Raw genomic sequence first — 25,731 nt, forward strand, 5'->3', positions numbered from 1 at the left:
CCTGAGCGGCTCTTTTTCGGATGTGTCTGGTATTTTGCCGAACGGCTTAGTTCGGTTTGACTAAGATTTTCACTTGGTTTTTCTCTTTGATTAAAGCGCCGAAGCCTTCTTCAATCAAATCGTCGAGCACGATTTTTTTCGTGACGAGCTTATCTGCTGAGAAGTAGCCTTCTTTCATCAGTGCGAGAACGGAAGGGAAGATATCACGGTATCCGATAATTCCTTTTACGGTCCGTTCTTTGATGACGATGTCGTTCGGATGGATTTCCGCTCCTTTTTCCCAGATGCTGACGATAACCGTTTCACCGGCAATATTTGTTGACTGGATCGCCTGGCGGAGAACGACAGGAACGCCTGTCACTTCATAAGAAACGTCAACGCCGCCGTTTGTGCGTTTAGCGATTTCTTCAACGACATCATCCGTTTTTGACGGATCAATGATGATAGCGCCGAGTTCTTTCGCTTTTTCCTGGCGTTCCGGTGAAAGTTCGACCGCGTAAATATCCGTTGCGCCGGCAGCTTTCAGGGCTTCAATCACAAGCAGCCCGATCGGTCCGCAGCCAAAAACGGCTGCCTTGTCGCCCGCTTTTAATTTGCTTTGGCGGACGGCGTAAAGCGCTACCGCTGACGGCTCAACAAGCGCGCCCTGTTCGTAAGAAAGCTCTTCAGGAAGCTTAAACAGCAATTCTTCGTCAACGGACACATATTCAGAAAATCCGCCGCCGCCTCCGGCTAAGCCTAAGAATCCCATTTGTTCATCAAGGTTATAGGCTCCCTGATGTCCGTGTGTGGCAAAAATCGGTTCCACGACGACACGGTCGCCGACGCTGTAATTTTTGACGCCTTCTCCTACTTCCACGACTTCTCCTGAGAATTCGTGACCCATCGTGACGGGCGCCATTTCGTTTGTTAACGGATGAGGTTTGCCGACCGGAATAAAGATCGGGCCTCCCAGATATTCATGAAGGTCGCTTCCGCAAATCCCGCACCATTTGACTTTAATTTTGACTTTTCCCGGTTCTGCTTTAGGTTCATCAATGTTTTCGATTCGAATGTCTTTTTGATTGTGCCATCTTGCCGCTTTCATTGATTATCACTCCTAGTCTGATAGAAACGAGTATAGGTACATGATCAATATGAACCACGGTTAAAAGGAAGAAATGCTTCCTGAAGCCTGATTTCTCAAACTATATCATATGACGCAACTATCAATAGGCCTTATAAAAAGTCCATATTGAATGCAGAAATACTCTATGAATATTATAACGCTAATGTATTAAATTTTGTAGTATAATTTACCATGGAATTATATAGAACAGAAGTTTGTGTCATCAATTGAGTGCGTGTCTCCGTCACGTTGTAATGAACATGTAAAGTGATTGAAATATTATAAACGTCTTCTTGGTGTATAATTTTGCCTAGAATAAAGAATCAGGAGGATGAAAGCTTGAAGAAGTTATTCTTAGCCTTATTGATTTTAGCAGGAAGCACGCTGGGAGCGATCAGTTTCTCTTCTGATGCAAGTGCTAAAAAAGTGAACGGAAATATTACATGGTATAATGGAGTCGGTAAAAAAGGATCGTCCGGTAAAAAACTGGGACACTGGGATTGCGCGACAAAATTAGGATTTGACGTTCCGAGAAATGGAACGAAAATCAGAGCTTATGCGAAATCAAAACCGAAAAAGGTTATCACAGTATACAAAAATGATGTAGGCCGTCTGCCGAATGCCGTATTGGATGTCAGCCCGAAAGCGTTCAAAGCGCTCGGATATCCGTTAAGCAAAGGAAGAGTATCCGGACATTACAGCTATTAAAATAGACCATCTTAAAAAGCAAGGAGAATGATTCTTGCTTTTTCTGATTGACGGAGAGATTGATAATGAAGAAGAAACGATGGATTTGGATCCTCGCAGCTGCTGTTTTGGCGGCGGCGGTCATCGGAGCCGTTCTGCTGATCAAAGGAAAAAGCGGCAGCGGCGGAAAAGCCGTTGTTTCCGGCGGCCATGACAAGCTGCTTGTTTCGCTTACAGACAAAGATCTGATGACGAAATATTACGAAGACAGCCGCATGCTGTACGAGGAAAAGCTTTCGGCATATCCGGCGTTTGCGCTGGATGACGCCCACCAGGCGCTCTATTTTGTCGGTAATAATGATCAAAATGAAATGCGTCTGTATAAGCTTGATCTGAAGACGAAAAAGAAGACGGTGCTTTATAAAGGATCGGCGAGCGCTGACAGTCTGTTTTTATCAAAGGACCTGACGCACATTTATTTCCGTCTCGGTAAAGCGGATGAAGATATTTTCCGTCTCGCATCTTTTGATTTGAAAACGAAGCGTTATCAAAATCTGTATCCGGCGGCGGATGAGAAAGACGACAGTGTGAGCAGCTTCTTTTATAACCGCAGCCAAAACGATTTTGCGCTTCTGCATTATTCCATTAAAGAGGATTATAAAAAAACGGATGAGGCAAATGAGAAGGGGATTGACCCTGAACCGACGAATATCCGGTTTGCAGCAGGGGCGGGCAAAAACCTTCAGGATCTGACCAATCTTGAACAGTTTATCAGCGACGTCGCGATGTCACCGGACGGAAAGAACCTTGTCTTTACATCTTATACACAAAAAGGGACGGAACAAAAAGCGTCCATCCGTCTGATGAATGTCAAAACGAAAAAAGATGAAACGATTATTACAAACGGGAAGGATTTCTCTCCGCTGATAGATGCCCAGCCGCAGTTTTCTAAAGACGGCAGCATCATTTATTTCATGGCGGAAGCCAAAGGCGCTAAGCGCTTGAAGGATGAAACGGGGCGGAACGCGAAGGTCCGGACTATTTATGCTTATCATTTGGATACGAAAAAATGTGAAAAAGTCTGGGAAAATGACAGCGGCATTATCAACAGCTTTTCCGTTATCCAATAATGAAAAAAACACTCAGCGCCAGCTGGGTGTTTTTTAATAAACAAAGCTGGCTGCGGCTGAGGCGAGCCATTTGAAAAAACGGAGAATCGGAACGGCAAAATGGAGTGTTTCGATGAATGACTGTGCGGCAAGGTTCTTTTTCTTCCGTTTCGCCATTTCCTTCAGGTCTTTTTGCTGCTGATCGTTTTTCATGTTCATTGCTCCTTTGCATCATAAAAGGACATGATAACGCAAAGGCCTCTCATGGGACATGGAGGCCTTCTCTATGTTGAGACTCGTAAAAGGGAGGTCTAACTTGATGCCGTTTGATTGTTGTTTTGGAGATTCACCAACGAACGGACGCCGTCGATCATTTTACTGCCGCAAAGGGGGCAAGTCGGGGTATCACTGCCGGTGCCGGCAAAATTCTTTCTGCTCCAGCCGATACAGTCCTCTTTCGTGCATTCCCACGTACTGACATCTTCTTTAGGCAGCGGTTCCTGATTACGTTTGTTGTAGTAAGACATAAAGTCACTTCTTCCCTTATGAATTTTCGTGCACTCCTTCATTGTCTCATACTTTTCCCTAATCTCCTAATTCCTTTTTCTATCCATATTTCCAATGAGGGTGCATCGTCTTCCTGTTATTACAGTATATGCAAATAAACGGCTTCTTATTTTTTCTTTTTGATAAATAAAAAAAGCCCCTTCCGGAAAAAGGGGGTGATTCTTGTTTACTGCTTATCCGTGACGTCCATCGGTCTCATCATGTCGTAATCTTCATGCTCTAAAATATGACAGTGCCATACGTAGCGTCCGCTGTAAGGAGCGAATGTCGCCGCGATTCTGATGACTTCTCCCGAGTGCGCCTGCACGGTGTCTTTCCAGCCTTTTTCACTTGGAGGAGGAGGGACGGCGGGGCCCGTATACACAATGTCGCCGAATTTGTTATAACGTTCTAAGTCAAAAGGACGCCGGTCAAGAACCTGGAAGGAAACAAGGTGCAGGTGTATCGGATGGGTTCCCCCCATCGGATTGATAATCGACCAGATTTCCGTTGTGCCGAGCTTCGGCGCTTCTGTCACAGGGTCATGCCAGCGCTTGTTATTAAGCGTCAAAACCGGCCGGCCGTATTTGTCCTGCGTATTTGTGAGTTTAAGCGTCCTGATATTGTGTATTCGTTTTGAGGTCATATCAGGCATGGCTGAAAGATATTTAGGCTTCCGGCTTGTGTCTTCTCCCTTCAGCGGTTTTGTGACGCGGAACTGCATGACATTGGCGTCTGTATCCGGATCGACGTCGCCCCCGCAGCCGGTGCCGTTCGTCAGAATGATATGTTCTCCGTCAAAAGCGGAGAAATCAATCAGCACATCATACCGCTCTGCCGGGGCTAAGCTGATGGTCTGTGTTCTGACAGAGCGGGGGAGCAGTCCGCCGTCAGAACCGATTTGGATAAACCGGCCGCCGTTATTGAGCGAGAGAGTAAATGATCTCATATTTGAGGCGTTAAGGATGCGGAAACGGTATGTCCGGGGTTCGACTTCCATATACGGCCATGCTTTTCCGTTGACGAGAATGGTATTTCCGCAAAGAAACGGGACGATTGAAGGGGTGGGCAGCGTTTCGGAAGGGTTATCCGGCCCGCTCGGATAAGACAAGGAACCGTCGTCATTTAACGTGCGGTCCAAAATCATAAGCGGTACGTCATACTCTCCGGCGGGAAGCTTCAGCTGCTTTTCTTTTCGCTCACGGATGATATACATCCCGGCAAGTCCGGCGTACACATTGAGCCTCGTGGCCGCCATGGCATGGTCGTGATACCATAAGAGCGCCCCGCGCTGTTTGTTTGGATAATGGTATACCTCTTTTTCAAAATAAGGACCCGTTTCCTTAAAATCCCGTGTGAACCAGGCTTCCGGATAGCCGTCGCTGTCAGGCGGCGTTTCTCCTCCGTGTAAATGGACGACGGTTCTGACATCAGGTTCCTGATGGCCGCTTTCTGAATGGTGAATGGTATGGTCTACGGGCAGAAAGTGCTTATCCGGCAAGTCATTCATCCATTTAACATAAATGCTTTCACCTTGGTTGACGTCGATCGTCGGGCCCGGAAACAAACCGTTATACCCCCACAGCCGGGTCGGCGGGAGATCGCGGTGCAGCTTGTGAAAGCATTCCTTCATCGTGACTTCATAATACGTGCTGCCGTCTGATTTCTTCTGCGGCTTCAGTGTTTCGATAATCGGCAGTTCATCTGCAAATTTTTCAAGTGCCATTATTCATCCTGTCCTTATCATTTATTGAATTCCTGTACTATAGATAATGCTGCCTGGAACAAGTTGGTTAAAAAAACACCCGCCCTTTTTTGAGGACGGGTGTTTCTGTTATTGCGCAACCCGGTTTGCGGAAGCGCTCTCTTTCGGTTTTTGTTTTTTGCGGAATACATATGAGGCAAGCACCAGCAGAGTAATAAATCCTGTCAGCAGAAATTCAGACCGCATTGAACTGATAAACAGCATAGATAACAAGATGGCGCAAATGGCGATGATCGTCAGGTAGGTTAAGTACGGATAAAACCACATTTTGATTTTAAGAGATTCAGGGTTTGTCCGTTCGATTTTCTTTCTCATTCTCAGATGTGAGACGGCGATGACGAGATAGACGAGCAGTGCGATCGCCCCTGATGCATTGACCAGAAATAAGAATACGGAGTCGGGAGAAAAGTAGTTCATGACAACGGCAATATAGGAGAAAAAGGTGCCGGCGATAATGGCTTGGACCGGTACGCCTCTTTTACTCAGTTTCATAAAACGCCGCGGCGCTTCATTTCGCGCCGCCAGTGAATACAGCATCCGTGACGTCGTATAAAGCCCGGAGTTCAGGCAGGACAGAACGGCTGTCAGGACGATGAAATTCATGATCTGAGCGGCTGCGGGAACCCCGATATGTCCCAAAACGGCAACGAAGGGGCTTTCCAAAATATTGGCTGAATCCCACGGAAGCAGCGTGACCACAACCGTAATGGAACCGACGTAAAAAATAATGATCCTCCAGACGACTGAGCGGGTCGCCTTTGTGACGGATTCGACCGGGTTTGACGTTTCTCCCGCTGCGATTGCGACGATTTCAGATCCCATGAAAGAGAAAATGACGACGACGATTCCGAGCAGAACGGAACTTGGGCCATTAGGGAGAAATCCGCCGTTGCCCGTCAGATTTTCCAGCCCGACCGGTTTGCTGCCGGGGACGATTCCGAAAATGAAAGCAAATCCCGCGATTAAGAAGACAACGATTGTCGCTACCTTCACTAAGGAAAGCCAGTATTCAAATTCACCGAACGATTTAACTGAATAAATATTCGTCAGTGTTAATAGCACGGTCAGAAGCAGACTCGTCAGCCATAACGGAATCCCGGGGAACCAGTACTGTATGATTCCGGCGCCCGCAATGGCTTCAATGGCAATGACGATGACCCAGAAAAACCAATACAGCCATCCGATGGTATAACCGGCCCACGGTCCGATGGCGTCATGCGCGTACTGTGAAAACGAACCGCTTGTCGGGTTGACGGAGGACATTTCCCCCAGCATCCTCATAATAAAAATCACTAATAGTCCTGCTAATGCGTAGGAGACAATCGCTCCGGGTCCGGTGGAATGAATGACGGATCCGCTTCCGACAAATAATCCGGCGCCGATCACGCCGGCAATTGAAATCATGGTCATATGCCGGGTTTTTAATCCCTTCGATAAAGAATTAGGCTGATTCATTCTTTGCCTCCTTTTGGGTTGTTTTATGCTGAATATTCCGACAAATATTATTCTATCATAAATGCATGAGACATTTGTTAATGATGTTAGAAAATGTGACTTCTTTTCTCATCCGTACACAGAAAATGACGCAAGGTGTTTCTATAGACCCACTGTGGTTCAGTGATGTATCTCAATAATAGGAAAATGCGAGTAGAGGAGTTTTTTAATATGAAGAGAAATGATGAACTGAAAAAGGGAGAATCCGGGACAATGGTGTTCTATCTGTAATGAAGCTGATCATCGGTTATGTTTTTCACTCAGAAGCACTTACTGCAGAGGTTTAATAATAACTGACATTATTGTTTCGGTGGCTGTAATAATCGTCCTGCCATCTCTCAAAAACCTCCTGAAGTAGATCATCCATTCACGGCCGCTTTCGGGCGGAAACGATCGCATCGCTTATCGAATCTTTTATTATGAGAGTTGTCGGACTGCAAGTGCTGTTGGAATTTATTTTTTCTGCTAAACAAGAGATGCCAAAAGCTTGGACGACAGCAGGCCTGCCAGTACAATATTAGGCCGGTCAAAAAAGTGAAGAGCCAGGCGCTCCTTGCAGCTGGTAATAATAAATGTCGAGGCATTCGTCAGTATCAGCACGTTATCGGAATTACAGGAGAGAACAGATAATTTGTACTATTTCATATATTTTTAATTGACAGAATCATTTCGTTATAATAATCTGTTTTCTGTAAATGTATTTAATTACAAATATACAATTTATTCTTATTTTTGTAATTAAATTAAAAGATTATTTATATCTATTTACTAATATTCAGAATAGGAAGGTGTAACAAATGAAGGTTGAAATTGAAAATTTAGACACTAGACAACTTGCTTATAATGAAACTTATGCATGGACTTCAACTCTTTTAAAGTCGCTGAGAAATTCAATGGATTTATTTAAGTTTGACGAAATTGTTCCAACTCCCTTTTCTAGAAGATATGAGCCAGGTGCCAAGCATTCAGTAATCGTACTAGGGGATAAAACTTTACCTGACATTAGAGAAAATGGGGATCATGACTCCTCCTCTAACTCAAAAGTTGAGGTGGCAGGTGAACAGTATTACTATATGAGTGTTAGTCATGTTGTAGAAAAACAGATGGCAACGGAATATTTACCTAAGGTTTATTGCCTTGCCCCATGCCTTCGATTATTGATGGAAGGGGAAGAGCTGTCTGCAAAACATATTTATTCCTTCTTTCAATTTGAAATTGAATGGAGAACTGAGAGAATGGAAGATGTTTTCGATTTAGGGGAGAAGATTCTCTATGAAGCAGGCAATAAGATTTTATCTCTAATTGATAATAATGATAATTTGACGTTAACTCCTTTAGCAAAACGCAACACAGAGAGCTTGGTAAAAGGCTCATATCCTAGAATAACATTTGAAGAAGCCTTAGAAAGAGTAGGACGATCTAAAGATTCAGAAGGGGATCTTACTTCTGAAGAAGACGCACTTCTCTCTAACCAATTTGACACACCTTTTTGGATTTATAACTATCCAGCAGGAGTCAGAGATTCAATTTATCATGAAAGTCCAAAAGGTGTTTTTCAAACTTACGATTTAATGTTACCTTTTGGCTACGGTGAACTGACTACCGGGGGTATCCGTCCAACTAGCGGAGAGGAGATTATTAACCAATCAAAAACTCTCGGCAATTCTTATCATCCGGAATATGCTCAATGGAAAGATAAATCACAAGTACAAACAGCTGGATTTGGAATTGGACTGGAGAGATTGTTAAAGTTTATCTCTGGCGCAGAAAGTATTTTAGATTTCATTCAATATCATGATGCAGGTCCAAACACGACGATTACACGTCCTATTCAAAAATAATAACTTCTAATAGGGGAGAGGGTAAGGAATTAAATTCTGACCCTTTTCTTTCTTTTGAGTGTATAGAAGGGAGAATTAGAAAAACGTGAAAACCTTATTTGTTATTGATTCTTCTGTTATTGGGCCAGAGTATATTGTAAAAGCGGCAAAGGAAATGAATCTGAATGTTCTGTTCTTGACAAACTTAAATAGTCAGGAAGGAGATGCACTCTCTCAACTTACATCTTATAAGTTTATTAATTGTAATACTAATTCTTTTGAAGAACTGTATGAAATTATAAAAACTTTTCCAAAAGAGGACATTGCAGGAGTGATCTCTTTTTTAGATAGTAAATTAGAAATTTGCACTAAATTATGCAGCGCTTTAGATATAAAGGGAATTGATCCAAAAATTGAATTACTTAAGGATAAGGCTTATGTCAATGACATTATCCCAGAATTTACGCCGCTATCACTTTCTTTCACTACAGGGGCGATTCCTTATTCAGAGATAAAAAAAATGTTATCAGCTTCACAGAATGGATTGATACTAAAACCATCCTTTGCAGCTGGTGCTAAAGGTATAAGTGTATTAGAGGATGAAAATGATATCGAGAATATAGAAAAATTATTTGATAAAACCTTACCTAAGCATCTGCACCCTGACGAATATGTCGTTCAAGAAATAATAGACGGAGAACTTGTAAGCTTAGAGGGATACGTTTTAGAAAGTAAAGTAATTCCAATTGGAGTAACTGGCAGAAGGAAGACGGAAAATGCAGAATCGGTATTCATATTCCCTTATCATTCTATAGCTCAGAAAGAATTGTGCAAGATTGTTCAAACTCTAGTGGAGAGGAGCGGGTATAGCAGAGGATTTTTCCATACTGAATTTATTGTTTCAGAAAATCAAGTTAAACTAATAGATTGTAACTTTGGAAGGCCTGGCGGAGCAAATATTACTGAGATTATAGCTTGTTCATACGGAATTGAACCGCATAGTATTTACCGACAATCAATGGAGTTAGTTCTAAATGAAAAAGAGATCATTCCTGCGGCCTTTTGGGGAGAAGAATGTAAGGAGAGCTTAGGGATAGCATACGGAATTCCTAATCAAGATAGAGTACTTGAAATTAAGTATGCAGAAAATATGAAATCTAAGCATACACAGGCCCAAAATTTAGGGGACACCGTTTCCGCTATGGGAAGCAGTAATTGGAGTTGGCTTGGAATGCTCTCTGGACTAAGGGAAGACGTAATTAAAGATGTAGATTCTATAAGAGTAAAAACTCTACATAACGGATGGATAAAACCTGTGTACTATAATATGGAATTAAAGGAGCCTTTAGACTATCTTGAAAAAGTCTAATAGTATCTATACATCTAAATTGATTTGGTTCCTTGGGTGCAGATTTGTATCAACAGTATCCGAACAACTTCTGCTATTTGCTATCCCTTTATTAATTTTTCAATACACCGGAGAAGCGTCCAAATCAGGATTAGCATTTCTTATAGAGTGGTTGCCGGCAGTATTATTACTCCCCTTCATAGGAGTGCTTGTAGATACTTATAAAGAAAAGAAACTTTATATTATTGGCGATAGCCTGCGAGCATTGGTTTCCATATCAGGCTTCTTATTATTAATCTATATGCCAAGCCAAACATTTATTATACTTTCAGTTGCTGCATCTTTGTTCGCTATTTTAAACTCATTAAACTTTGTCACATTAGAAACAACTATCGGGAGGAACTTTGATAATAACGATATTCCCCGCATCCAATCGTTAATCCAAGGATTGGAGCTTAGTTCTCAAGTGATAGGACCGGCTTTGGCAAGTATATTGGTTCTATTTATAAAAGAGATGGATTTTCTTATTATTACTGGTATTGCATTTGCAGTGACAGGTTTCGGAGTACTGGGTCTTCCCAATAAGGCTAAAAATCTGGTTGTTAGGGAAACGAAGTCCATTAAACGAGTTCTAGGAACAATTGGGGATGGGTTTAAGTTTATAGCTAAAAATTTCTTTCTTCGGCTGTTGGTACTGGCAACAATGCTTATTAATCTTGTGATGGGGACTGTAATGGCTTTAAATCCAGCTGTAGCCCAAGGGGTTCTTGGTGCAACATCTAGAGAGTATTCATTTTTGGCGATGTTTGGCGGGATCACGGGATCTATAGTGGTTTTGTTAATTCCTGTATTTTTGAAAAAAAGTAAGAGTATTAATAATATAGGCATAGCATCTATTGTGTTATTAACATTATCCGGCATCATTTTGGGAATAGCCAATCAATTTTACATTTATGTTATCGGCTACGCCCTTTTGGTTTGTGGAATAGGGATTTTTAATGTATTTCTAAGAACAGAACGAGTTAAGTTAATACCGAAACATCAATTAGGTAAGAGTATGGGAACTATTGTTTTCTTTAATCGTCTAAGCCTGCCCCTTGCTGGATTAATAACTTCTACCTTTACTAAAATTACAGGACCTCAAGAAGTAATATTAGGAGTTTCGATTTTTTGGATTGTAGTCAACTCCACAATATTTACTTATTATTTTTATAATAAACGTCATGCTGCCCAAAAAGATGTTTTAGAATTATAATATGAAGGATAAAGGGGACTAGTATAATGACTAAACACATATGTATTATTAATCGCTGGTCAGTAGGATGGGATTCTGAAAAACCTGATTATGAAAAGATAATGAATCATAACGAATATAAAGTAAGTTATATTGTTGACGCTGAAGGCAATAAAGGTTTATCTCAAAATATTTTAGAAAATTCTATCATAGAGCTTGTTGAGGATATTAACTCTTTGGATAACATTCGTACAGCATTTGAAAAGATTGAAAAAAAAGGAGGAAGTATAGATCGGTTAATAGCTCTGAGTGAATGGGATATATTGAATTCAGGGAAATTAAGAGATGAAAAGGGATTAGAGGGTCTATCTTTTGAACAGGCTCTAAATGCCAGAGATAAGGTAAAGATGAAAGAGATTGTCAGCCAATCCGGCTTAAGAACTCCTAAATTTAGTAAATGTGACAGTGTAGAGGAGTTAGAACAATTTATTAACCAAGCAGGCTTTCCTATTGTCATAAAGCCTAGGAGAATGGCTGCTAGTAAAGGAGTTCATATTCTTCATAATCAAGAGGAGTATGAAGAAATATTGCCACACATAGAATTTAAGGACTTGGAATGCGAGGAATATTGTGAGGGAACAGTATTTCACGTTGATGGATTAGTAAAGGATAATCAATTAAAATTTTGTATTCCGTTTCGGTATATCAATCCACCAATAAAATTCTTTCAACAAAGTCCATTGGGAGCGGTTTCTGTAGATAAGAATGAGACTATGCTATATGAGGGGCTCATCGACTTTACCCAAAAGACCGTTAATGCCTTGGGAATAAACAATACTATGTTCCATCTTGAACTAATTGTAGATGAGAAAAGTGACAAGCCCGAACCTATTTTTATGGAAATTGGAGCCCGTATGGGAGGAGCAGATATACCAAGATGTGTAAGCCTATTGATTGGCAGAGATGCTGTAACTGATCAGTTAAAAGTTGAATTAGGGGAAGAAGTTTCAGATGTGCGGCTGGATGAAGGAGTATCTTCAGGCTATCTCTTAATTCCTTTTCCAGCAGAACTGCCTTGTTTAATGGAAAAAAACACTTCATTTAAAGGGAAATTGTCAACTTTAGTAGAAGAGTATTTACGGAGTAAAGGAGACGTACTGGATGGAAGCGGCGGATATTTGAAGATTCCGGCCAGATACATCTTTAAAGGGGAAACAAATCAAGTTTATAAAGATGTAATGAATGCTATCAAAGAACATCAGTATGAATATAAAAGCTTTGTAAAACAGTAATATTATAATAAAAAATAATTTTATAAGATTCATTAACTTGAGTTTTGGAAGGGGAAGATTAAATTGTCAACCTTGCTTACCGAAGGAAAAAGTTCGTCTCTAGGTATGAGTGAAGGTGTAGTTTTAGAAATATCACAGGCTGAAAAAGAATTAATTGAGAACTTAATAAAGGATATTAATTTCAATCCAAATGCTATTAATAATTCTGCCCTAAATAGATTACAATTTGTTTCGCATAATCTTCCAGACAGAGTAAAGAGTGCTCTAATTAATTTCAAGCGAAATTCTAACAGAGAAGGAACGATTTTATTTAAAAACTTGCCTACAGACGATATTTTACCTCAGACTCCTGATGATGGCAATCCTTCTTTGGATAAGATCTCCTTTGTCAGTGAATTATGTCTAGTGCTATTCATGCTGTATATGGGTGAGCCGATTGGGTATGCTGATGAAAAAAATGGACAGCTCATTCATGATATTTGTCCGATTAAGGGGAAAGAAAGCGGTTTGGAAAACTCTGGTTCCAAAGTCTTTTTTACTTATCATACTGAAGACGCTATACATCCTTACAGACCTGATCACCTTGCTTTATATTGCTTACGATCAGACCATAAAAACGAAGCACAAACAGAAACTGCTTCTATAGTTAATGCTTTAGAATTACTGCCAAGTTCAGTAGTATTAACATTAAGGGAGCCTCTGTATAAATTAAGCCCGCCTGCTTCATTTAATTCGGATGACTTATCAAAGATCATACCCGTGCTTTCAGGCAGCATTCAAGCACCAGAAATGGTTATACATTGTTCCTTAATGGAAGGAATAACTGAAGAAGCAAAATGGGCATTGGAATTATTAAAAGAAGCATTAAGTAAGGTTTCTATAAAAGTACCTCTCTGTCCTGGGGACCTTATTATTATCGACAACAGATTAGCAGCGCACGCTCGCTCATCCTTTACCCCACAATACGATGGGAATGATCGTTGGCTTCAAAGAATGTTTACGGTGAATGATCTAGGCCGATCTAGTTTTAGCAGAAGCCCTGGCAGTCATGTTTGCATACCTCTAAAATATGAACTTAAACTAAAGTAAATGATAGTCGTTTTATGCAGTTAGCTTAATATAAATTTCTTAAATCATACACTTAGAATAAATTTTATCGTTTAACTAAGTGTATGGTTTATTTTAATTGTTAACCTCTAAGATATTAACAAGGAGAGAACCAGAATGAATAATAGTGAGGTTTATAAAATTGGAATTCTTGCAGGGATGGGACCAAGATCAACAGGTCCATTTTTAGAATCTGTTCTGGACTGCTGTGAAAATTTATATGGAGCAAAGTTCGATGATGATTTTCCCCACATGATAATATATTCGCTGCCAACACCTTTTCATCCTAAAAAAGCGATTGATGACAGCGAGATGTTAAAGGCATTAAAAGTCGGAATTGACTCACTAAACAATTCTAATTGTTCGATTATAGCAATACCTTGTAACGTGGTTCATTCATATTATAAAGAATTGTGCCAAATGACACATATACCTATATTAAATATAATTGATGAAACAGTAAACGAATTAGAAAATGAAGGAAATGAAGTCGGCTTACTTGCTACAAGAGGGACTGTGGAAAGCAATTTATATCAAGAAAAACTAAAGTTAAAAGGTAAAAATGTATTTTGGAATGATGAGTATCAAAAAAGAGTTGATGAATTAATTTTAAAAACTAAAACATTAGGAGTTTGTTCAAAAGTAACGGATGAATGGAAAACGATAGAAGATATTCTTTTAACAGAAGGGATAAATGAAGTAGTTTGTGCTTGTACTGATTTATTTTTTTGTACGAATCATACTAAACTCAAGATATATGATTCTTCTCAGATACTAGCGAGAAGACTAGTAGAAAGATATATAAAAGAGGGCTTGGAGAGTGGGAAGAATGAATAGTACCTTGAAAGTGGGGGTTTCGGCTATTTCTAAAAATATCTCTCCTTTTAATATTTATTCATGTGATTATGAAATATGCAGAGCTCTTTTTCCTCCATTATTTAAGATGTCCAAAGAAGGGCATTTATTGCCTAACATTATTGAACAATGGGAAATTAATGATTGTGATAATGAATACCTCCTTGTACTTAGAAAAGATATTTACTTTCACAATGGCAGAAAGGCTTTAGCGCGAGATATTGAGTTTTCTTTATGCAGAGGAATGATGAAGGGGGCAAGATCCACCTTTTCAGAATTACTATCCGATATAGAAGGTTATGAAGAGGTTAGTCAGACAAATAGATATGTTCCGAATATGTGTTCCGGCATAGAGGTTTTTGATGATTACAGACTAAAAATAAAATTGAAACATCTAAATTTGCTTTTTTTAAAATACTTTACTCGAAGTGCCTTAAGTATTGTTCCGCGAGAAGAGTTTTTAGAAAATAATCTCTGGGTGTGGAAAGACAACCCTATAGGAGTAGGAGCTTACTGCTATGAAAGCCTAAGTGAAGACTCTAAGGTTTTGACTTTAAAAAAGAATGAGGATTACTTTGAGGAAAGAATCGATTCTTTTGAAAAATTACAGTTTGTGGTATATACAGACGTAAGTCAAGTTGATTTATTATCCGAAGCAGAAAACCAAACAGAAAACGAGTTCGAAATTTTGAAAAGCCCTATAAGCGTCACAATAGCTATAGAATATTTTGTGTTACATGATAAAGATAAAATGTGGAAGGAATTAAGAAGTTTAATTAACTTAGCATTAAACAAAGAAGATCTATTATCCAGCATACCGAAATCAGAGAGATCAATATATTCGCCTGCTCATAGTTTTTTACCTGAAACTATATTAGATATGCCTGATAATGAGGAAGAATTAACAAATTTTAATTTTCAAGCTGCTAAGGAAAATTATCTTTTGAAATGGGGGTATATTCCTCAATTAAGTATCATTGTTTACAATAACTATAGTGAACACTCTCATTTGCGAGAAATGCAGAACAAGCTATATCAATTATTGAGTGCCAAAGGCTTCGACGTAGTTAAAACAGAACTTTCTTCTTTAAATGAAAGCCTTTTAGATACTCAGCAGCATATATTAGTCAGTTCCTCAAGTTTTAACTATAATGATCCGGAAGATTTATCTTTATTTTTCAGCAGTGATAAAGAAATCTATCGTGCGAATACTGAAACTCTTATTCATATTAGAGGTCTCCTCAAAGATGCGAAAAAAGAAATTAATATTAATAAGAGAAATAACATGTATAGAAAAGTAGAAGAATTAGTTATAGAAAACAGCTTAGTGTTTCCTATAGCTTTAACCTATGAATCTTATCTATTTCGTAAATCCAAAATGGATGGAAAAAGTTTTTTTGATCAATTTTATCAGCCTGCATATGAATACATAAAACCATTAACATTGGAAACGATGTAATCCTAAGGTGAACTTAACCATTGAGTTGCAAATCTGCCTTGCTTGGATTGATACAGTCACGGCGTGTGATCGGTCTCCTTAGTTTTTGAAAAGAATCATCCCACTCTTTGACAGATGGCTTCGATGTAACGGACATTTCAGCTTATAAACAGACGATCGAAACATCTTGGCGTCAGCCGTTTAAAAGGTATTAAAGCGGGATATCTTGGCAGCTGCGTTTATATTGATGTCGTCATTGAAGTGCCGTCTGATCTGAATATTAAAGAGAGCCATGATATCGCCAATGAGGTAGAACGCAGGATGAAAGAGGAACACGCCATCGACCATTCACACGTTCATATGGAGCCTCTTCAGCTGAAATAAAGCTTCCTTTCTAAAGGGAGCTTTTTTGTCTTTTCGGACTGAACACAATTCGCTGAAACGTTTTTTTATACTAATTATATTTTGTGGTAAAGTTAGGTTACAATAATTGAAATTTGAGAGATGACTAGGAGGAGAAGAATGGCTTATAAAGAAGAGCTGCATCCGCTGCTGGAGAAAGCCGTTGAGCATATTGAAAACATCATCATAGGAAAACGGGACATCGCCATACTCAGCCTGGCCGCTATTCTCGCAAAAGGGCATGTACTGCTGGAAGACGTGCCGGGAGTCGGAAAAACGATGATGGTCCGCGCTTTGGCCAAGCTGATCGGAGCTGACTTTAAGAGGATTCAATTCACGCCGGATCTTCTGCCGTCAGATGTGACGGGTGTCTCTATTTATAATACGAAAACGATGGAATTTGAGTACCGCCCCGGACCGATTATGGGGAACATCGTGCTGGCCGATGAAATTAACAGAACCTCGCCGAAAACGCAGTCTTCTTTGCTTGAGGCGATGGAAGAGGGAAATGTCACGATTGACGGAAAGACAATGCGGCTGGCTGAGCCGTTTTTCGTCATGGCGACACAAAACCCGGTTGAATATGAAGGAACGTATCCGCTTCCTGAAGCGCAGCTTGACCGGTTTTTATTTAAACTGCGCATGGGCTATCCGACTGCCGAGGAGGAGCTTCGGGTTCTGTCTTTGCAGGAAGGGCGCAATCCGCTCGAAACAATCGAGCCCGTCATTTCTAAAGAACAGTTCATCACCCTCCAGCAACAACTTGAGCAGGTGCGGGTAGATGATGGAATTAAAGCGTATATCGTCGGCATCACTCAGCATACCCGCCGGCATTCGTCCGTACATTTGGGCGTAAGTCCGCGCGGTTCGATCTCATTAATGAAAGCCGCGCAGGCGTACGCGCTGCTTCATGACCGCGATTACGTCATTCCTGATGATGTCCAGTATTTGGCTCCGTATACGCTGCCGCACAGAATGATCTTGACTGCCGATGCGAAATTTAATGATGTCACGCCGGAAGCGGTTATTGAAGACATCATGCAAACGGAAAAAGTTCCCGTTCAAAGGATGTCGGTCCGCTAATGAGAAAGAAAGTGCATTGGCTGTTATACGGCTGGAAGCTGCTTATTCTGGCCGTGCTGACGGCGGCGGTCTTTTCTTATGCCATGTTCCAGGGCGGATTTGTGAGCTGGTTTTTATTTTATGCGTTTTTGCCGTTTATCGTTTACGCCGGGCTGGTCGCCGTGTATCCGCTGCGGGCGTTTCAGGCGGCGCGTGAGATTTCTTCCGCCCGGTTAACTTCTGGTGACAGACTGTCTGTCACCATCAGGCTGACGAGGCGCCTGCCGTTCCCGCTGACATATATGGTCATTGAAGACGTGATGCCGGAAACGCTCGGCGAGAGGCGCAGTGCAAAACAGCTCGTGTGTCCGTGGTTTCAGAAGAAGCTGACGTTACAATATGAGCTGCCGCAGGCGCCGCGCGGGGAGCATCATTTCCATACGATAAGAGTGCGGACGGGAGATGTTCTCGGACTCTTGGACAAGACGGCTTCATTTTCCGTAACGGATACGGTCTTAGTATTCCCGGCGTACGGGTCTGTTCATGATAAGCAGCAGGCTGCATCAGGCGAAGAAGGTGCGGGTGCCGGCACGCCGTTTCAGGTTCACCGCTCCGCAATAGCCGCGGGCGTCAGAAATTATCAGCCGGGCGACCGGTTTTCCGCTCTCGACTGGAAAACGTCCGCGCGCCGCAATGAACTGATGACGAAGGAATTTGACCCGCTGCAGAGCACGGACATGATTTTCCTTTTGGACTGCAGGCCGTCTCCTTCATTTGAAGCCGCTGTGTCAGCCTCAGCATCCCTGTTTTACACGGCGCTTGTGAAGGGCTCTCCCGCAGGATTTATTTCATTAGGGAGCGACCGGACTGTTTTTCCCGTCCGGGAGGGAGAAGAGCATTTCAGAAATGTGCTGCGTTACCTGGCGTCAGCTTCTGAATCGGAAGAAGCTGGTGCAGGCGGGCGTTTAGGAAAAGAGCTGGCGGATCCGCGTGGCCGCAAAGCTTTTATTGCCGTCGTGACGGGCAGTCTTACAGAAGATCTCCTCAAACAGGCTGAGTCCGTCCGCACTGACATGACGGTGTTTTTGGCGAAAGAAACGAATGCCGTGCTTTCGGAAAAAGAACGGAATCTCGCTCTCATCTTCGCTCAAAAGAATATCAAGGTGCAAATGATCAGGGACAAACGGGTGTCCCATGTTGTTTAGAAAGAGAGGTGGCGCGCCATGCCGCATGACGAGAACCAGGGAAGCAGGCTGAGTCTGCTGCTGTTTTATTTTCTCGCTTTTTTATTGTTGTGGGAATGGCTCAGGCCGCTGCACAATTTTACGGATACAAAGCATACCGGTTTTTTCATCGTCTTTATCGGTTTGGCATTTCTGCTGTCATTCTTCCGGATGAGGTGGTACGTCACCGTGCCGTCCTGCATTCTGTTTACGTTGATCAGTATTCACATGCTGTTTTATAAAGGGTCGGTTTTTCAGCCGGAATGGCTTGCTTCTTTTTTGCGGGACGTGATGCTGAATGTCCGGCACATCGGAACCGGAAGATGGAATGATATGAACCCGTCATTCCGCACACTGCTGTTTTTTGTGCTTTTATGGCTGCTTGTGTATTTGCTGCATTATTGGGTGATCTATCAGCGGAAAATCTTATTCTTTTTTATCATGACGGTGGCGTATATTACCGTACTTGATACATTTACTCCTTATGATGCCGCATACGCCGTCATCCGGATCGTCTTTATCGGCTTTTTGATGATGGGGCTTTTGTATATGGAGCGCATCCGCCTGACAGAACACATAGCATTTAAAAAAAGATTGATTTTCAAATGGTTTCTGCCGCTGGCGCTGTTTATCTGCGCTTCCGTCGTGTTCGGTCTGGCGGCTCCGAAATCAGATCCGAATTGGCCGGACCCCGTGCCGTTTCTGAAAAAAATAACACATCACAAAGAAGTGCCCGCCGCTGAAAGCAAAATCGGCTACGGCAATCATGATGAAACATTGGGCGGCCCTTTTCAGCAGGACGATACCCCGGTTTTTACATGGAAGGGAAAAGAGCGGTCGTACTTCCGGGTGGAAACGAAAGATACATATACGGGAAAAGGCTGGGTGGAGACCGACCAGGGCATGTCCTATAAGCTGAACGGCGGCAATGTGGAAGACATATGGTTTGACCGGAGTGTGCAGACGAGACGCTATACGGCACAGGTGTCCATTGATGAAAGTTATCTTTATAATCACGTCATGTATCCGATCGGCCTCTCCAATATTAAACCGAAGCACTCGATTCAGCTTGAAATGAACGGAAACACCGAGCAAATCACGCCGATCAGTGAACAAGTGGGCAACATCCGCAATATGGGACGGTACACGGTGACTTTTCACGCGCCCGTCTTTAAGCTGAATGATCTCAGAAAAGTGAAAGTGAAACGATACCGTGAGCAGAACCAATTCAATGATCGGTATTTACAGCTTCCGGACAGCGTTCCGGAAAGAGTGAGACAGCTTGCGGACAGGCTGACGCGGGATCATCATAATATGTTTGATAAAGCGAAGGCTGTCGAGGACTATCTGGGATCTTCCGCATTTTCGTATGATACGCAGGATGTCGCCATTCCGGAGCACAATCAGGATTATGTGGATCAATTTCTGTTTGAAACGAAAAGAGGTTATTGTGATAACTTTTCATCGGCTATGGCTGTGCTGCTCCGATCTTCGGGTATTCCCGCCCGCTGGGTGAAGGGTTATACATCCGGCGAGTATAAAGGCGCAGGCGACCATAACGGCCAGATTTATGAAGTCACAAACAACAACGCCCATTCATGGGTTGAAGTGTATTTTCCCGATCAGGGCTGGGTGACGTTTGAGCCGACGAAAGGCTTCACCAATCCGACGGAGTTTACGTCAGAGCAGAATCAAACAGCGGGAAAAGACAGCGGGGGCTCAGCGGGGAATTCGGATACACCGTCTGACAAGCAGCGTCAGGAAACAAAGCCCGGAAAAGAAGAAGCACCGAAAAAGCGGGAGCACAGTGCGGCACCGCATCCTGTGATCCGCAACAAAACCGCGGCACAGCTGTGGCCGTATGCAGCCGTCATCATCGTGATTTCAGTCGCGGCGGTGCTCGCCTGGCTGCTCCGCGCGCGCTGGATTCCGTACGCTGCAGCAGCCAGACTGAAGCGGCGCACGGATGAAGACGTCTTTTTCGACGCATATGCCGCGCTGCTCCGCCAGCTGAAACGAAAAGGATTCAGCAGAGGAGACGGAGAAACGCTGCGCGATTTTGCCGCGAGGATTGACGAGGCATACGGTACAAACGACATGTCCGAGCTGACGCTGCGCTATGAGCGGGCCTTATACCGCAGGGATAATGCCGCGGAGCTTTGGAATGAATCGGGACAGTTGTGGGAAAATATAATTAAAACAAGATAGTCTTGACCGCATATCGTCCTGTTGTTAGAATAAATGAATGTTAAATGGGAGCCCGGGAGCGTTAAAAAGCCGGGCTTCCGTACAAGTCTTGCGCGACAGAGGGCTGAACGTTTGTCCTCCGTTTTTTCTGTGTCAAAAACTTAGAGGAGATTAGGTGACAACCATGACGAAGTTAGTGAATGAAATGATTCTTGTTCTTGATTTCGGCAGTCAGTATAACCAGCTGATTACCCGCCGGATCCGTGAATTTGGCGTATATAGCGAGCTGCATCCCCATACGTTGACAGCTGAGGAAATCAAAGAAATGAATCCAAAAGGAATTATCCTTTCAGGCGGACCGAACAGTGTATATGATGAAGGATCTTTCCGCTGTGACGAAAAAATCTTTGAACTCGATATTCCTGTATTAGGCATCTGCTACGGCATGCAGCTGATGACTCATTATCTCGGAGGAAAAGTCGAGGCGGCAAGCCAGCGCGAATACGGAAAAGCGAACATTCAGATTCAAGGAACTCCTGACCTGTTCAAAGATCTTCCGGAAGAACAGGTTGTGTGGATGAGCCACGGCGATTTGGTTGTAGAAGTTCCTGAAGGCTTCACTGTTGACGCAACAAGCCATCACTGCCCGAATTCAGCGATGAGCAAAGCGGACAAGAATTGGTACGGTGTTCAGTTCCACCCGGAAGTGCGCCACTCTGAATACGGCAATGATCTTCTGAAAAACTTTGTCTTCGGCGTTTGCGATTGTGAAGGCAAATGGTCAATGGAAAACTTTATCGAAATCGAAATGCAAAAAATCCGCGAAACAGTCGGAGACAAGCAGGTTCTTTGCGCGCTAAGCGGCGGTGTTGATTCCTCTGTTGTGGCTGCTTTGATTCATAAAGCGATCGGCGACCAGCTGACTTGTATTTTCGTCGATCACGGCCTGCTTCGTAAAGGCGAAGCGGAAGGCGTCATGAAAACGTTCAGCGAAGGCTTTAATATGAATGTCATTAAAGTTGATGCGAAAGACAGATTCTTAAACAAGCTGAAAGGTGTTTCTGATCCTGAGCAAAAACGCAAAATCATCGGCAACGAATTCATTTACGTGTTTGATGATGAAGCGGACAAGCTTAAAGGCATCGATTACCTTGCGCAAGGAACGCTTTACACGGATATTATCGAGAGCGGTACTGCAACGGCGCAAACGATCAAATCTCACCACAATGTCGGCGGACTTCCTGAAGATATGCAGTTTGAACTGATCGAGCCGTTAAACACGCTCTTCAAAGATGAAGTGCGCGCGCTTGGCACAGAGCTCGGCCTTCCGGATGATATCGTATGGCGTCAGCCGTTCCCTGGCCCTGGCCTTGGCATCCGCGTACTTGGCGAAGTAACGGAAGAAAAACTTGAAATCGTTCGTGAATCAGATGCGATTCTGCGTGAAGAAGTGGCGAACCACGGCCTAGAGCGCGACATCTGGCAGTACTTCACGGTTCTTCCTGACATCCGCAGCGTCGGCGTCATGGGAGATGCGAGAACGTATGATTACACAATCGGTATCCGTGCCGTAACATCAATCGACGGCATGACATCTGACTGGGCGCGTATCCCTTGGGATGTGCTTGAAGTGATTTCAACACGGATCGTCAACGAAGTGAAACACATCAACCGCGTCGTGTATGACATTACGAGCAAGCCGCCTGCAACGATTGAGTGGGAATAGTCAAAAGAAGCTTAGAATCCTTGGTTTATAAGGGTTCTAAGCTCTTTTTTTCTTTTATAGCAACAATTGATCCAATATTATTAATTGAACCGTGAATTTTAAAAACTCTCTTGGAACAAGTATTCCTTAATGAGATAATAATTAATGTTGTTTTAGAATAAGGTTTGTTCAAATTAAGCAAATTAAAGGAACCTCCTTATTCAAATACAACCATTTCACCGACATCTGTAAATCCAAATCGCTTATAGATATTTTTTCCATCATCTGAAGCCTGTAATACCACTGGTTTTTGTTTATCCTTTGTTTGATTTAGAAGAAATTGAAACATTTCACTGCCAATTCCTTTACCTCTAAATGTTTCTTTTGTCATCACATCATAAATACCATAGCTATCTTTGGTTTCTATTAATAAACCAGTAGTTACAGGCATTTCATCTATGCATCCAATAAACATTTGAACTTCTGAACCTAATTTTACTTGTGAAAACCTATTAAAATAACTTTCTAATGCATCTTTTTCTGGTGTTCCCTCAAATAAGCTCATGAATACGTCTATATATTTTAAAAGTTCTTCATCATTTTTCATAGCAGTAATCATAAGCTGATGGGAAATTCTTTGCCCGGCATTAAGAGTATTTTCAAGTTTCATCATTACATTACGTTCCGCTTCTTTTAGATCATATTCTTGTATAAGTTTAGTCCAATCCTCAGTTAAATACTGAGCATCAATCCAAATACTAAAGGGATATTTTTTATATGAAAAATTATCGATTCCATGTCTGATCTTAACTGTATTTTTGATATTTGGAGATTTCGGCAATATTACATTGAATGTATCAGTAGGAATTTTTGTATTTGCTATGATGAAATCTTCTTCCTTTGTAAGCTCTCCGCTAACTGTATGAGTAAATGATTTTAATTTTTCTTCCAAATTGTTTATGACTAATTGTTGATTTGTAATCATGTTTTTGCACCTTTCAATTTGATTTAGTGCGCTTTTTTTATTATAAGGTCAACTAAAACACTAAAAATACAGTGTTCACAGTATTTCCCCCCTCCCATAATATTCAGAATACGGGGGGAGCAATATTTTTATGGTAACTTCTAAATGAAGGAACTGCAAACCCCCAAAAGGCTTGATATTCAATAAATTAATTCTTATAATGTTTAGATACCATTGAGTGGGAATAAATCAAGATAAAAAACGTCTCTTTTTAAAAAAGAGGCGTTTTTTTTCATCTTTTTGAAACCGTTTAGCACCGATTCATATCTAACAGCATAGGAGGTGGATAAGGTGAAGGAAGAACGATTGATCAAAAAGGCGAAAAAAGGTGATGCCTCAGCCTTTGAAAAACTGATCACAACCCACCAGGATACTTTATATAAAACAGCTTATCTCTATTTGCATCACAAAGAAGATACGCTGGACGCAGTACAGGAAACGGCTTACAAGGCTTTTCTTCATATCGCGCAGCTGAAGGAGCCGAAATATTTTAAAACGTGGCTGATCCGGATTTTGCTTCATACGATTTTTGCAATGAGGAAAAAGAACGGAGACGTTATCCCGTTTGAGCCGCAACATGATACACGCGCGGAGAATCAGAACATTGAAGAATACATAGATCTTCGGAATGCCCTGGAAACGCTTGACGAACATATACAGCTGACCATTCAGCTTTATTATTTTCAAGATTTCTCGATTGCCATGATCGCTGAACAGACCGGTATGGCGGAAGGCACTGTAAAAACGCATCTCCACAGGGCGAGAAAAGCATTGAAGCAGGAGCTGGAAAAGGAGGATAAACAAATATGGAAAAGCATCAAATGAAGCAATTGTATCAGGACATTGACGTGCCGAAAGCTGAATTGAAAAACGTGATACATAGCGCCGCTGTCCGTGCCGGAAAAGAAGGCGCCGTCAGACGGAGATGGGGACGAAAAGTGATAAACGGCCTCGCGGTTGCTGCTGCTTTGTTTATTCTGTATCTGTCCTCAGGCTTGTTCATGCCCTCCGTTAATACGGCTATGGGAAACATCCCTGTTGCCGGGCAGATTTACAGGGTATTTCAGGATAAGGCAGGTTCTGCGCTGTTTAAAAGCAATTTGGTGACAAAACTGAACGAGAAAGCGGAATCGCGCGGGATTACGGTGACAGTGAAAAGTGTGTATTACGACAGCGGACAGCTCGTTTACAATTTTACCGTTGACAATTTGAAATCTGATGAGGAGGATATTCCTTTTGAAGTCGATTATAAAGACAGCCGGAATATATTATCTGAGGATTATGACAGTCAGGGCATGAAAAAAATGAAAGACGGGCAGTACGGGGGGCAGTTTCGCTTGTTCACAGACGGTTCAAAGCTGAAAGACGGTGATAAGCTTCCGCTTGTCATTACAAAAATCAAGGACATCCCCGGAAACTGGCGCTTTACACTCCCGATTAAAAAACAAAAGTCCGTTTCTCTTGAAGGAACGAAAGCTGTGAATGTAAACGGGTTATACCGCTTTTTCGATATCCGGGCGGAAAACGGAACGATGGGATCGGCTCTCCTGTATTCAGTCGACTTTCAAGATGCAGCTAAAAATGATGCCATCTCGATTGACGAAGCAACGGATGATGCAGGAAACCATTATGAAATGACAATGGCGGCTATTGAACTTGGCAGCAGGAAGAACCTTCCCGGCGGCGGGAAAAGAGTACGCGGCCAAACTCAATTCAGCAAACCGATAGACCCGAAAGCGAAAACACTTTTCATAACGGGTGATGTAAAATCAGAATCAGAGCCGGGAGAAATCGTGCCTCTGAAAACAAAACTGCCCGTCAGTTATAAAACGAAACATCATCATGTCGGCATCACCATCAAAAAGATCAAACAGCAAGGCAGACGGGTAATTGTCGATTATCAATTCAGCGGAATTGATGTAAGCAAAACGGATAAAGATCAGCTGATGAATGTCGGTGAATCAATCGGTCTCGGCAATACGAAAAAAATGAAAACCTGGCCATCGCTTCATGAGTATGAAAAAGGCTATTATCTGAAAGGGAATAAGGCGAAAGTCACGAATCTTAAAACGGGTGAAATGGAATCTGTTTTTGAATTGGATGATTCATCCGATAAAGACCATTCATTGCGCGATTTTTCATTCGGTTCGTATGCTTTGTACGTCAATCAAACGGTTATGAACTCGCTGGCGGATGACAAGGGGATCACATTCGCGGTGCCGGTCCGGCCTGCTGACGGAAAATGATGTCAGGAAGGCGGCTTTTGCCGTCTTCCATTATTGGTCAATTAACGAATAAACTAATTTTTTTAAACAAGATTGTTCG

Annotated in this window: 21 protein-coding genes and 2 pseudogenes; 17 read left to right on the plus strand and 6 right to left on the minus strand. The window is 42.1% G+C overall.

Features of this window, described 5'->3' with window-relative positions; genetic code table 11:
- Positions 1 to 46: 46 nt before the first annotated feature.
- A complete protein-coding gene (locus AADZ70_RS18125; protein WP_007408876.1) occupies positions 47 to 1,087 on the minus strand; it encodes a 2,3-butanediol dehydrogenase in 1,041 nt (346 codons plus the stop codon).
- A gap of 360 nt (positions 1,088 to 1,447) precedes the next feature.
- Between AADZ70_RS18125 and AADZ70_RS18130 the strand changes: the two genes are divergently transcribed.
- Both AADZ70_RS18130 and AADZ70_RS18135 read left to right on the plus strand, forming a co-directional pair.
- Positions 1,448 to 1,816, plus strand: a complete 369-nt coding sequence (locus AADZ70_RS18130) for an RlpA-like double-psi beta-barrel domain-containing protein (protein ID WP_016937044.1) — start codon at positions 1,448 to 1,450, stop codon at positions 1,814 to 1,816.
- A gap of 65 nt (positions 1,817 to 1,881) precedes the next feature.
- Positions 1,882 to 2,925, plus strand: a complete 1,044-nt coding sequence (locus AADZ70_RS18135) for a hypothetical protein (RefSeq protein WP_342007436.1) — start codon at positions 1,882 to 1,884, stop codon at positions 2,923 to 2,925.
- A gap of 33 nt (positions 2,926 to 2,958) precedes the next feature.
- Here AADZ70_RS18135 and AADZ70_RS18140 read toward each other — a convergent pair whose 3' ends face one another.
- The 4 genes from AADZ70_RS18140 to gabP form a co-directional block, all read right to left on the minus strand.
- Positions 2,959 to 3,117 (minus strand): hypothetical protein, encoded by a 159-nt coding sequence (locus AADZ70_RS18140; RefSeq protein ID WP_047476356.1) that lies wholly within the window; start codon positions 3,115 to 3,117, stop codon positions 2,959 to 2,961.
- Positions 3,118 to 3,215: 98 nt separating this feature from the next.
- On the minus strand, positions 3,216 to 3,431 hold the full coding sequence (locus AADZ70_RS18145) for a cold-shock protein (RefSeq protein WP_029575254.1): 216 nt from the start codon (positions 3,429 to 3,431) through the stop codon (positions 3,216 to 3,218).
- 206 nt (positions 3,432 to 3,637) lie between these two features.
- The gene (gene cotA, locus AADZ70_RS18150) at positions 3,638 to 5,176 is read right to left on the minus strand and encodes an outer spore coat copper-dependent laccase CotA (RefSeq protein ID WP_016937040.1); all 1,539 of its coding nucleotides are present in this window, start codon (positions 5,174 to 5,176) and stop codon (positions 3,638 to 3,640) included.
- 108 nt (positions 5,177 to 5,284) lie between these two features.
- The gene (gene gabP, locus AADZ70_RS18155; protein WP_326351634.1) at positions 5,285 to 6,670 is read right to left on the minus strand and encodes a GABA permease; all 1,386 of its coding nucleotides are present in this window, start codon (positions 6,668 to 6,670) and stop codon (positions 5,285 to 5,287) included.
- Between the two features lie 210 nt (positions 6,671 to 6,880).
- On the opposite strand from gabP, the pseudogene AADZ70_RS18160 reads away from it, so the two are divergent.
- From AADZ70_RS18160 to guaA, 13 genes and pseudogenes are all read left to right on the plus strand, one after another.
- Positions 6,881 to 7,282 (plus strand): annotated as a pseudogene (locus tag AADZ70_RS18160) (cation transporter); the annotation flags it as partial.
- A gap of 224 nt (positions 7,283 to 7,506) precedes the next feature.
- The gene (locus AADZ70_RS18165; protein WP_016937038.1) at positions 7,507 to 8,550 is read left to right on the plus strand and encodes an amino acid--tRNA ligase-related protein; all 1,044 of its coding nucleotides are present in this window, start codon (positions 7,507 to 7,509) and stop codon (positions 8,548 to 8,550) included.
- A gap of 85 nt (positions 8,551 to 8,635) precedes the next feature.
- Positions 8,636 to 9,898, plus strand: coding sequence for an ATP-grasp domain-containing protein (locus AADZ70_RS18170; RefSeq protein WP_016937037.1), 1,263 nt, complete (start codon positions 8,636 to 8,638; stop codon positions 9,896 to 9,898).
- The gene (locus tag AADZ70_RS18175) at positions 9,885 to 11,132 is read left to right on the plus strand and encodes an MFS transporter (protein WP_176465409.1); all 1,248 of its coding nucleotides are present in this window, start codon (positions 9,885 to 9,887) and stop codon (positions 11,130 to 11,132) included. The genes AADZ70_RS18170 and AADZ70_RS18175 overlap by 14 nt, the downstream gene beginning before the upstream one ends.
- Before the next feature lie 26 nt (positions 11,133 to 11,158).
- Entirely contained in the window at positions 11,159 to 12,403 is a 1,245-nt protein-coding gene (locus AADZ70_RS18180) for an ATP-grasp domain-containing protein (RefSeq protein ID WP_064778055.1), read from the plus strand.
- A 63-nt stretch (positions 12,404 to 12,466) separates the two neighbouring features.
- The gene (locus AADZ70_RS18185; protein WP_064778054.1) at positions 12,467 to 13,492 is read left to right on the plus strand and encodes a TauD/TfdA family dioxygenase; all 1,026 of its coding nucleotides are present in this window, start codon (positions 12,467 to 12,469) and stop codon (positions 13,490 to 13,492) included.
- 135 nt (positions 13,493 to 13,627) lie between these two features.
- Positions 13,628 to 14,347, plus strand: a complete 720-nt coding sequence (locus AADZ70_RS18190; RefSeq protein ID WP_342007437.1) for an aspartate/glutamate racemase family protein — start codon at positions 13,628 to 13,630, stop codon at positions 14,345 to 14,347.
- The gene (locus AADZ70_RS18195) at positions 14,340 to 15,824 is read left to right on the plus strand and encodes an ABC transporter substrate-binding protein (protein WP_342008072.1); all 1,485 of its coding nucleotides are present in this window, start codon (positions 14,340 to 14,342) and stop codon (positions 15,822 to 15,824) included. Before AADZ70_RS18190 ends, AADZ70_RS18195 begins: the two co-directional genes overlap by 8 nt.
- A gap of 37 nt (positions 15,825 to 15,861) precedes the next feature.
- Positions 15,862 to 16,187, plus strand: a pseudogene (locus AADZ70_RS18200) (cation transporter dimerization domain-containing protein); the annotation flags it as partial.
- Positions 16,188 to 16,325: 138 nt separating this feature from the next.
- Complete coding sequence (locus AADZ70_RS18205) at positions 16,326 to 17,288, plus strand: MoxR family ATPase (RefSeq protein WP_342007438.1); 963 nt, start codon at positions 16,326 to 16,328, stop codon at positions 17,286 to 17,288.
- Positions 17,288 to 18,472, plus strand: a complete 1,185-nt coding sequence (locus AADZ70_RS18210) for a DUF58 domain-containing protein (RefSeq protein ID WP_342007439.1) — start codon at positions 17,288 to 17,290, stop codon at positions 18,470 to 18,472. Before AADZ70_RS18205 ends, AADZ70_RS18210 begins: the two co-directional genes overlap by 1 nt.
- A gap of 18 nt (positions 18,473 to 18,490) precedes the next feature.
- Positions 18,491 to 20,698 (plus strand): transglutaminase domain-containing protein, encoded by a 2,208-nt coding sequence (locus AADZ70_RS18215; RefSeq protein WP_342007440.1) that lies wholly within the window; start codon positions 18,491 to 18,493, stop codon positions 20,696 to 20,698.
- A 163-nt stretch (positions 20,699 to 20,861) separates the two neighbouring features.
- Positions 20,862 to 22,403: a glutamine-hydrolyzing GMP synthase gene (gene guaA / locus AADZ70_RS18220; protein ID WP_007408887.1), complete on the plus strand. Its 1,542-nt coding sequence runs from the start codon at positions 20,862 to 20,864 to the stop codon at positions 22,401 to 22,403.
- A 196-nt stretch (positions 22,404 to 22,599) separates the two neighbouring features.
- On the opposite strand, the gene AADZ70_RS18225 is transcribed toward guaA, so the two are convergent.
- A complete protein-coding gene (locus AADZ70_RS18225) occupies positions 22,600 to 23,367 on the minus strand; it encodes a GNAT family N-acetyltransferase (protein ID WP_342007441.1) in 768 nt (255 codons plus the stop codon).
- A 330-nt stretch (positions 23,368 to 23,697) separates the two neighbouring features.
- On the opposite strand from AADZ70_RS18225, the gene AADZ70_RS18230 reads away from it, so the two are divergent.
- Both AADZ70_RS18230 and AADZ70_RS18235 read left to right on the plus strand, forming a co-directional pair.
- On the plus strand, positions 23,698 to 24,231 hold the full coding sequence (locus AADZ70_RS18230; protein WP_342007442.1) for a sigma-70 family RNA polymerase sigma factor: 534 nt from the start codon (positions 23,698 to 23,700) through the stop codon (positions 24,229 to 24,231).
- Positions 24,213 to 25,652: a DUF4179 domain-containing protein gene (locus AADZ70_RS18235; RefSeq protein WP_342007443.1), complete on the plus strand. Its 1,440-nt coding sequence runs from the start codon at positions 24,213 to 24,215 to the stop codon at positions 25,650 to 25,652. The genes AADZ70_RS18230 and AADZ70_RS18235 overlap by 19 nt, the downstream gene beginning before the upstream one ends.
- The last annotated feature ends 79 nt before the right edge of the window (positions 25,653 to 25,731 follow it).

Source organism: Bacillus sp. YBsi01, assembly GCF_038406745.1.
Classification (GTDB): domain Bacteria; phylum Bacillota; class Bacilli; order Bacillales; family Bacillaceae; genus Bacillus; species Bacillus siamensis.

Excerpts from the sequence above, each read along its gene's own strand:
- guaA (WP_007408887.1), top strand. The coding sequence starts at position 20,862 with ATGACGAAGTTAGTGAATGAAATGATTCTTGTTCTTGATTTCGGCAGT.
- AADZ70_RS18235 (WP_342007443.1), top strand. The coding sequence starts at position 24,213 with ATGGAAAAGCATCAAATGAAGCAATTGTATCAGGACATTGACGTGCCG.
- AADZ70_RS18225 (WP_342007441.1), bottom strand. The coding sequence starts at position 23,367 with ATGATTACAAATCAACAATTAGTCATAAACAATTTGGAAGAAAAATTA.
- cotA (WP_016937040.1), bottom strand. The coding sequence starts at position 5,176 with ATGGCACTTGAAAAATTTGCAGATGAACTGCCGATTATCGAAACACTG.
- AADZ70_RS18180 (WP_064778055.1), top strand. The coding sequence starts at position 11,159 with ATGACTAAACACATATGTATTATTAATCGCTGGTCAGTAGGATGGGAT.
- gabP (WP_326351634.1), bottom strand. The coding sequence starts at position 6,670 with ATGAATCAGCCTAATTCTTTATCGAAGGGATTAAAAACCCGGCATATG.
- AADZ70_RS18140 (WP_047476356.1), bottom strand. The coding sequence starts at position 3,117 with ATGAAAAACGATCAGCAGCAAAAAGACCTGAAGGAAATGGCGAAACGG.
- AADZ70_RS18135 (WP_342007436.1), top strand. The coding sequence starts at position 1,882 with ATGAAGAAGAAACGATGGATTTGGATCCTCGCAGCTGCTGTTTTGGCG.
- AADZ70_RS18190 (WP_342007437.1), top strand. The coding sequence starts at position 13,628 with ATGAATAATAGTGAGGTTTATAAAATTGGAATTCTTGCAGGGATGGGA.
- AADZ70_RS18205 (WP_342007438.1), top strand. The coding sequence starts at position 16,326 with ATGGCTTATAAAGAAGAGCTGCATCCGCTGCTGGAGAAAGCCGTTGAG.
- AADZ70_RS18165 (WP_016937038.1), top strand. The coding sequence starts at position 7,507 with ATGAAGGTTGAAATTGAAAATTTAGACACTAGACAACTTGCTTATAAT.
- AADZ70_RS18210 (WP_342007439.1), top strand. The coding sequence starts at position 17,288 with ATGAGAAAGAAAGTGCATTGGCTGTTATACGGCTGGAAGCTGCTTATT.
- AADZ70_RS18195 (WP_342008072.1), top strand. The coding sequence starts at position 14,340 with ATGAATAGTACCTTGAAAGTGGGGGTTTCGGCTATTTCTAAAAATATC.
- AADZ70_RS18145 (WP_029575254.1), bottom strand. The coding sequence starts at position 3,431 with ATGTCTTACTACAACAAACGTAATCAGGAACCGCTGCCTAAAGAAGAT.
- AADZ70_RS18215 (WP_342007440.1), top strand. The coding sequence starts at position 18,491 with ATGCCGCATGACGAGAACCAGGGAAGCAGGCTGAGTCTGCTGCTGTTT.
- AADZ70_RS18125 (WP_007408876.1), bottom strand. The coding sequence starts at position 1,087 with ATGAAAGCGGCAAGATGGCACAATCAAAAAGACATTCGAATCGAAAAC.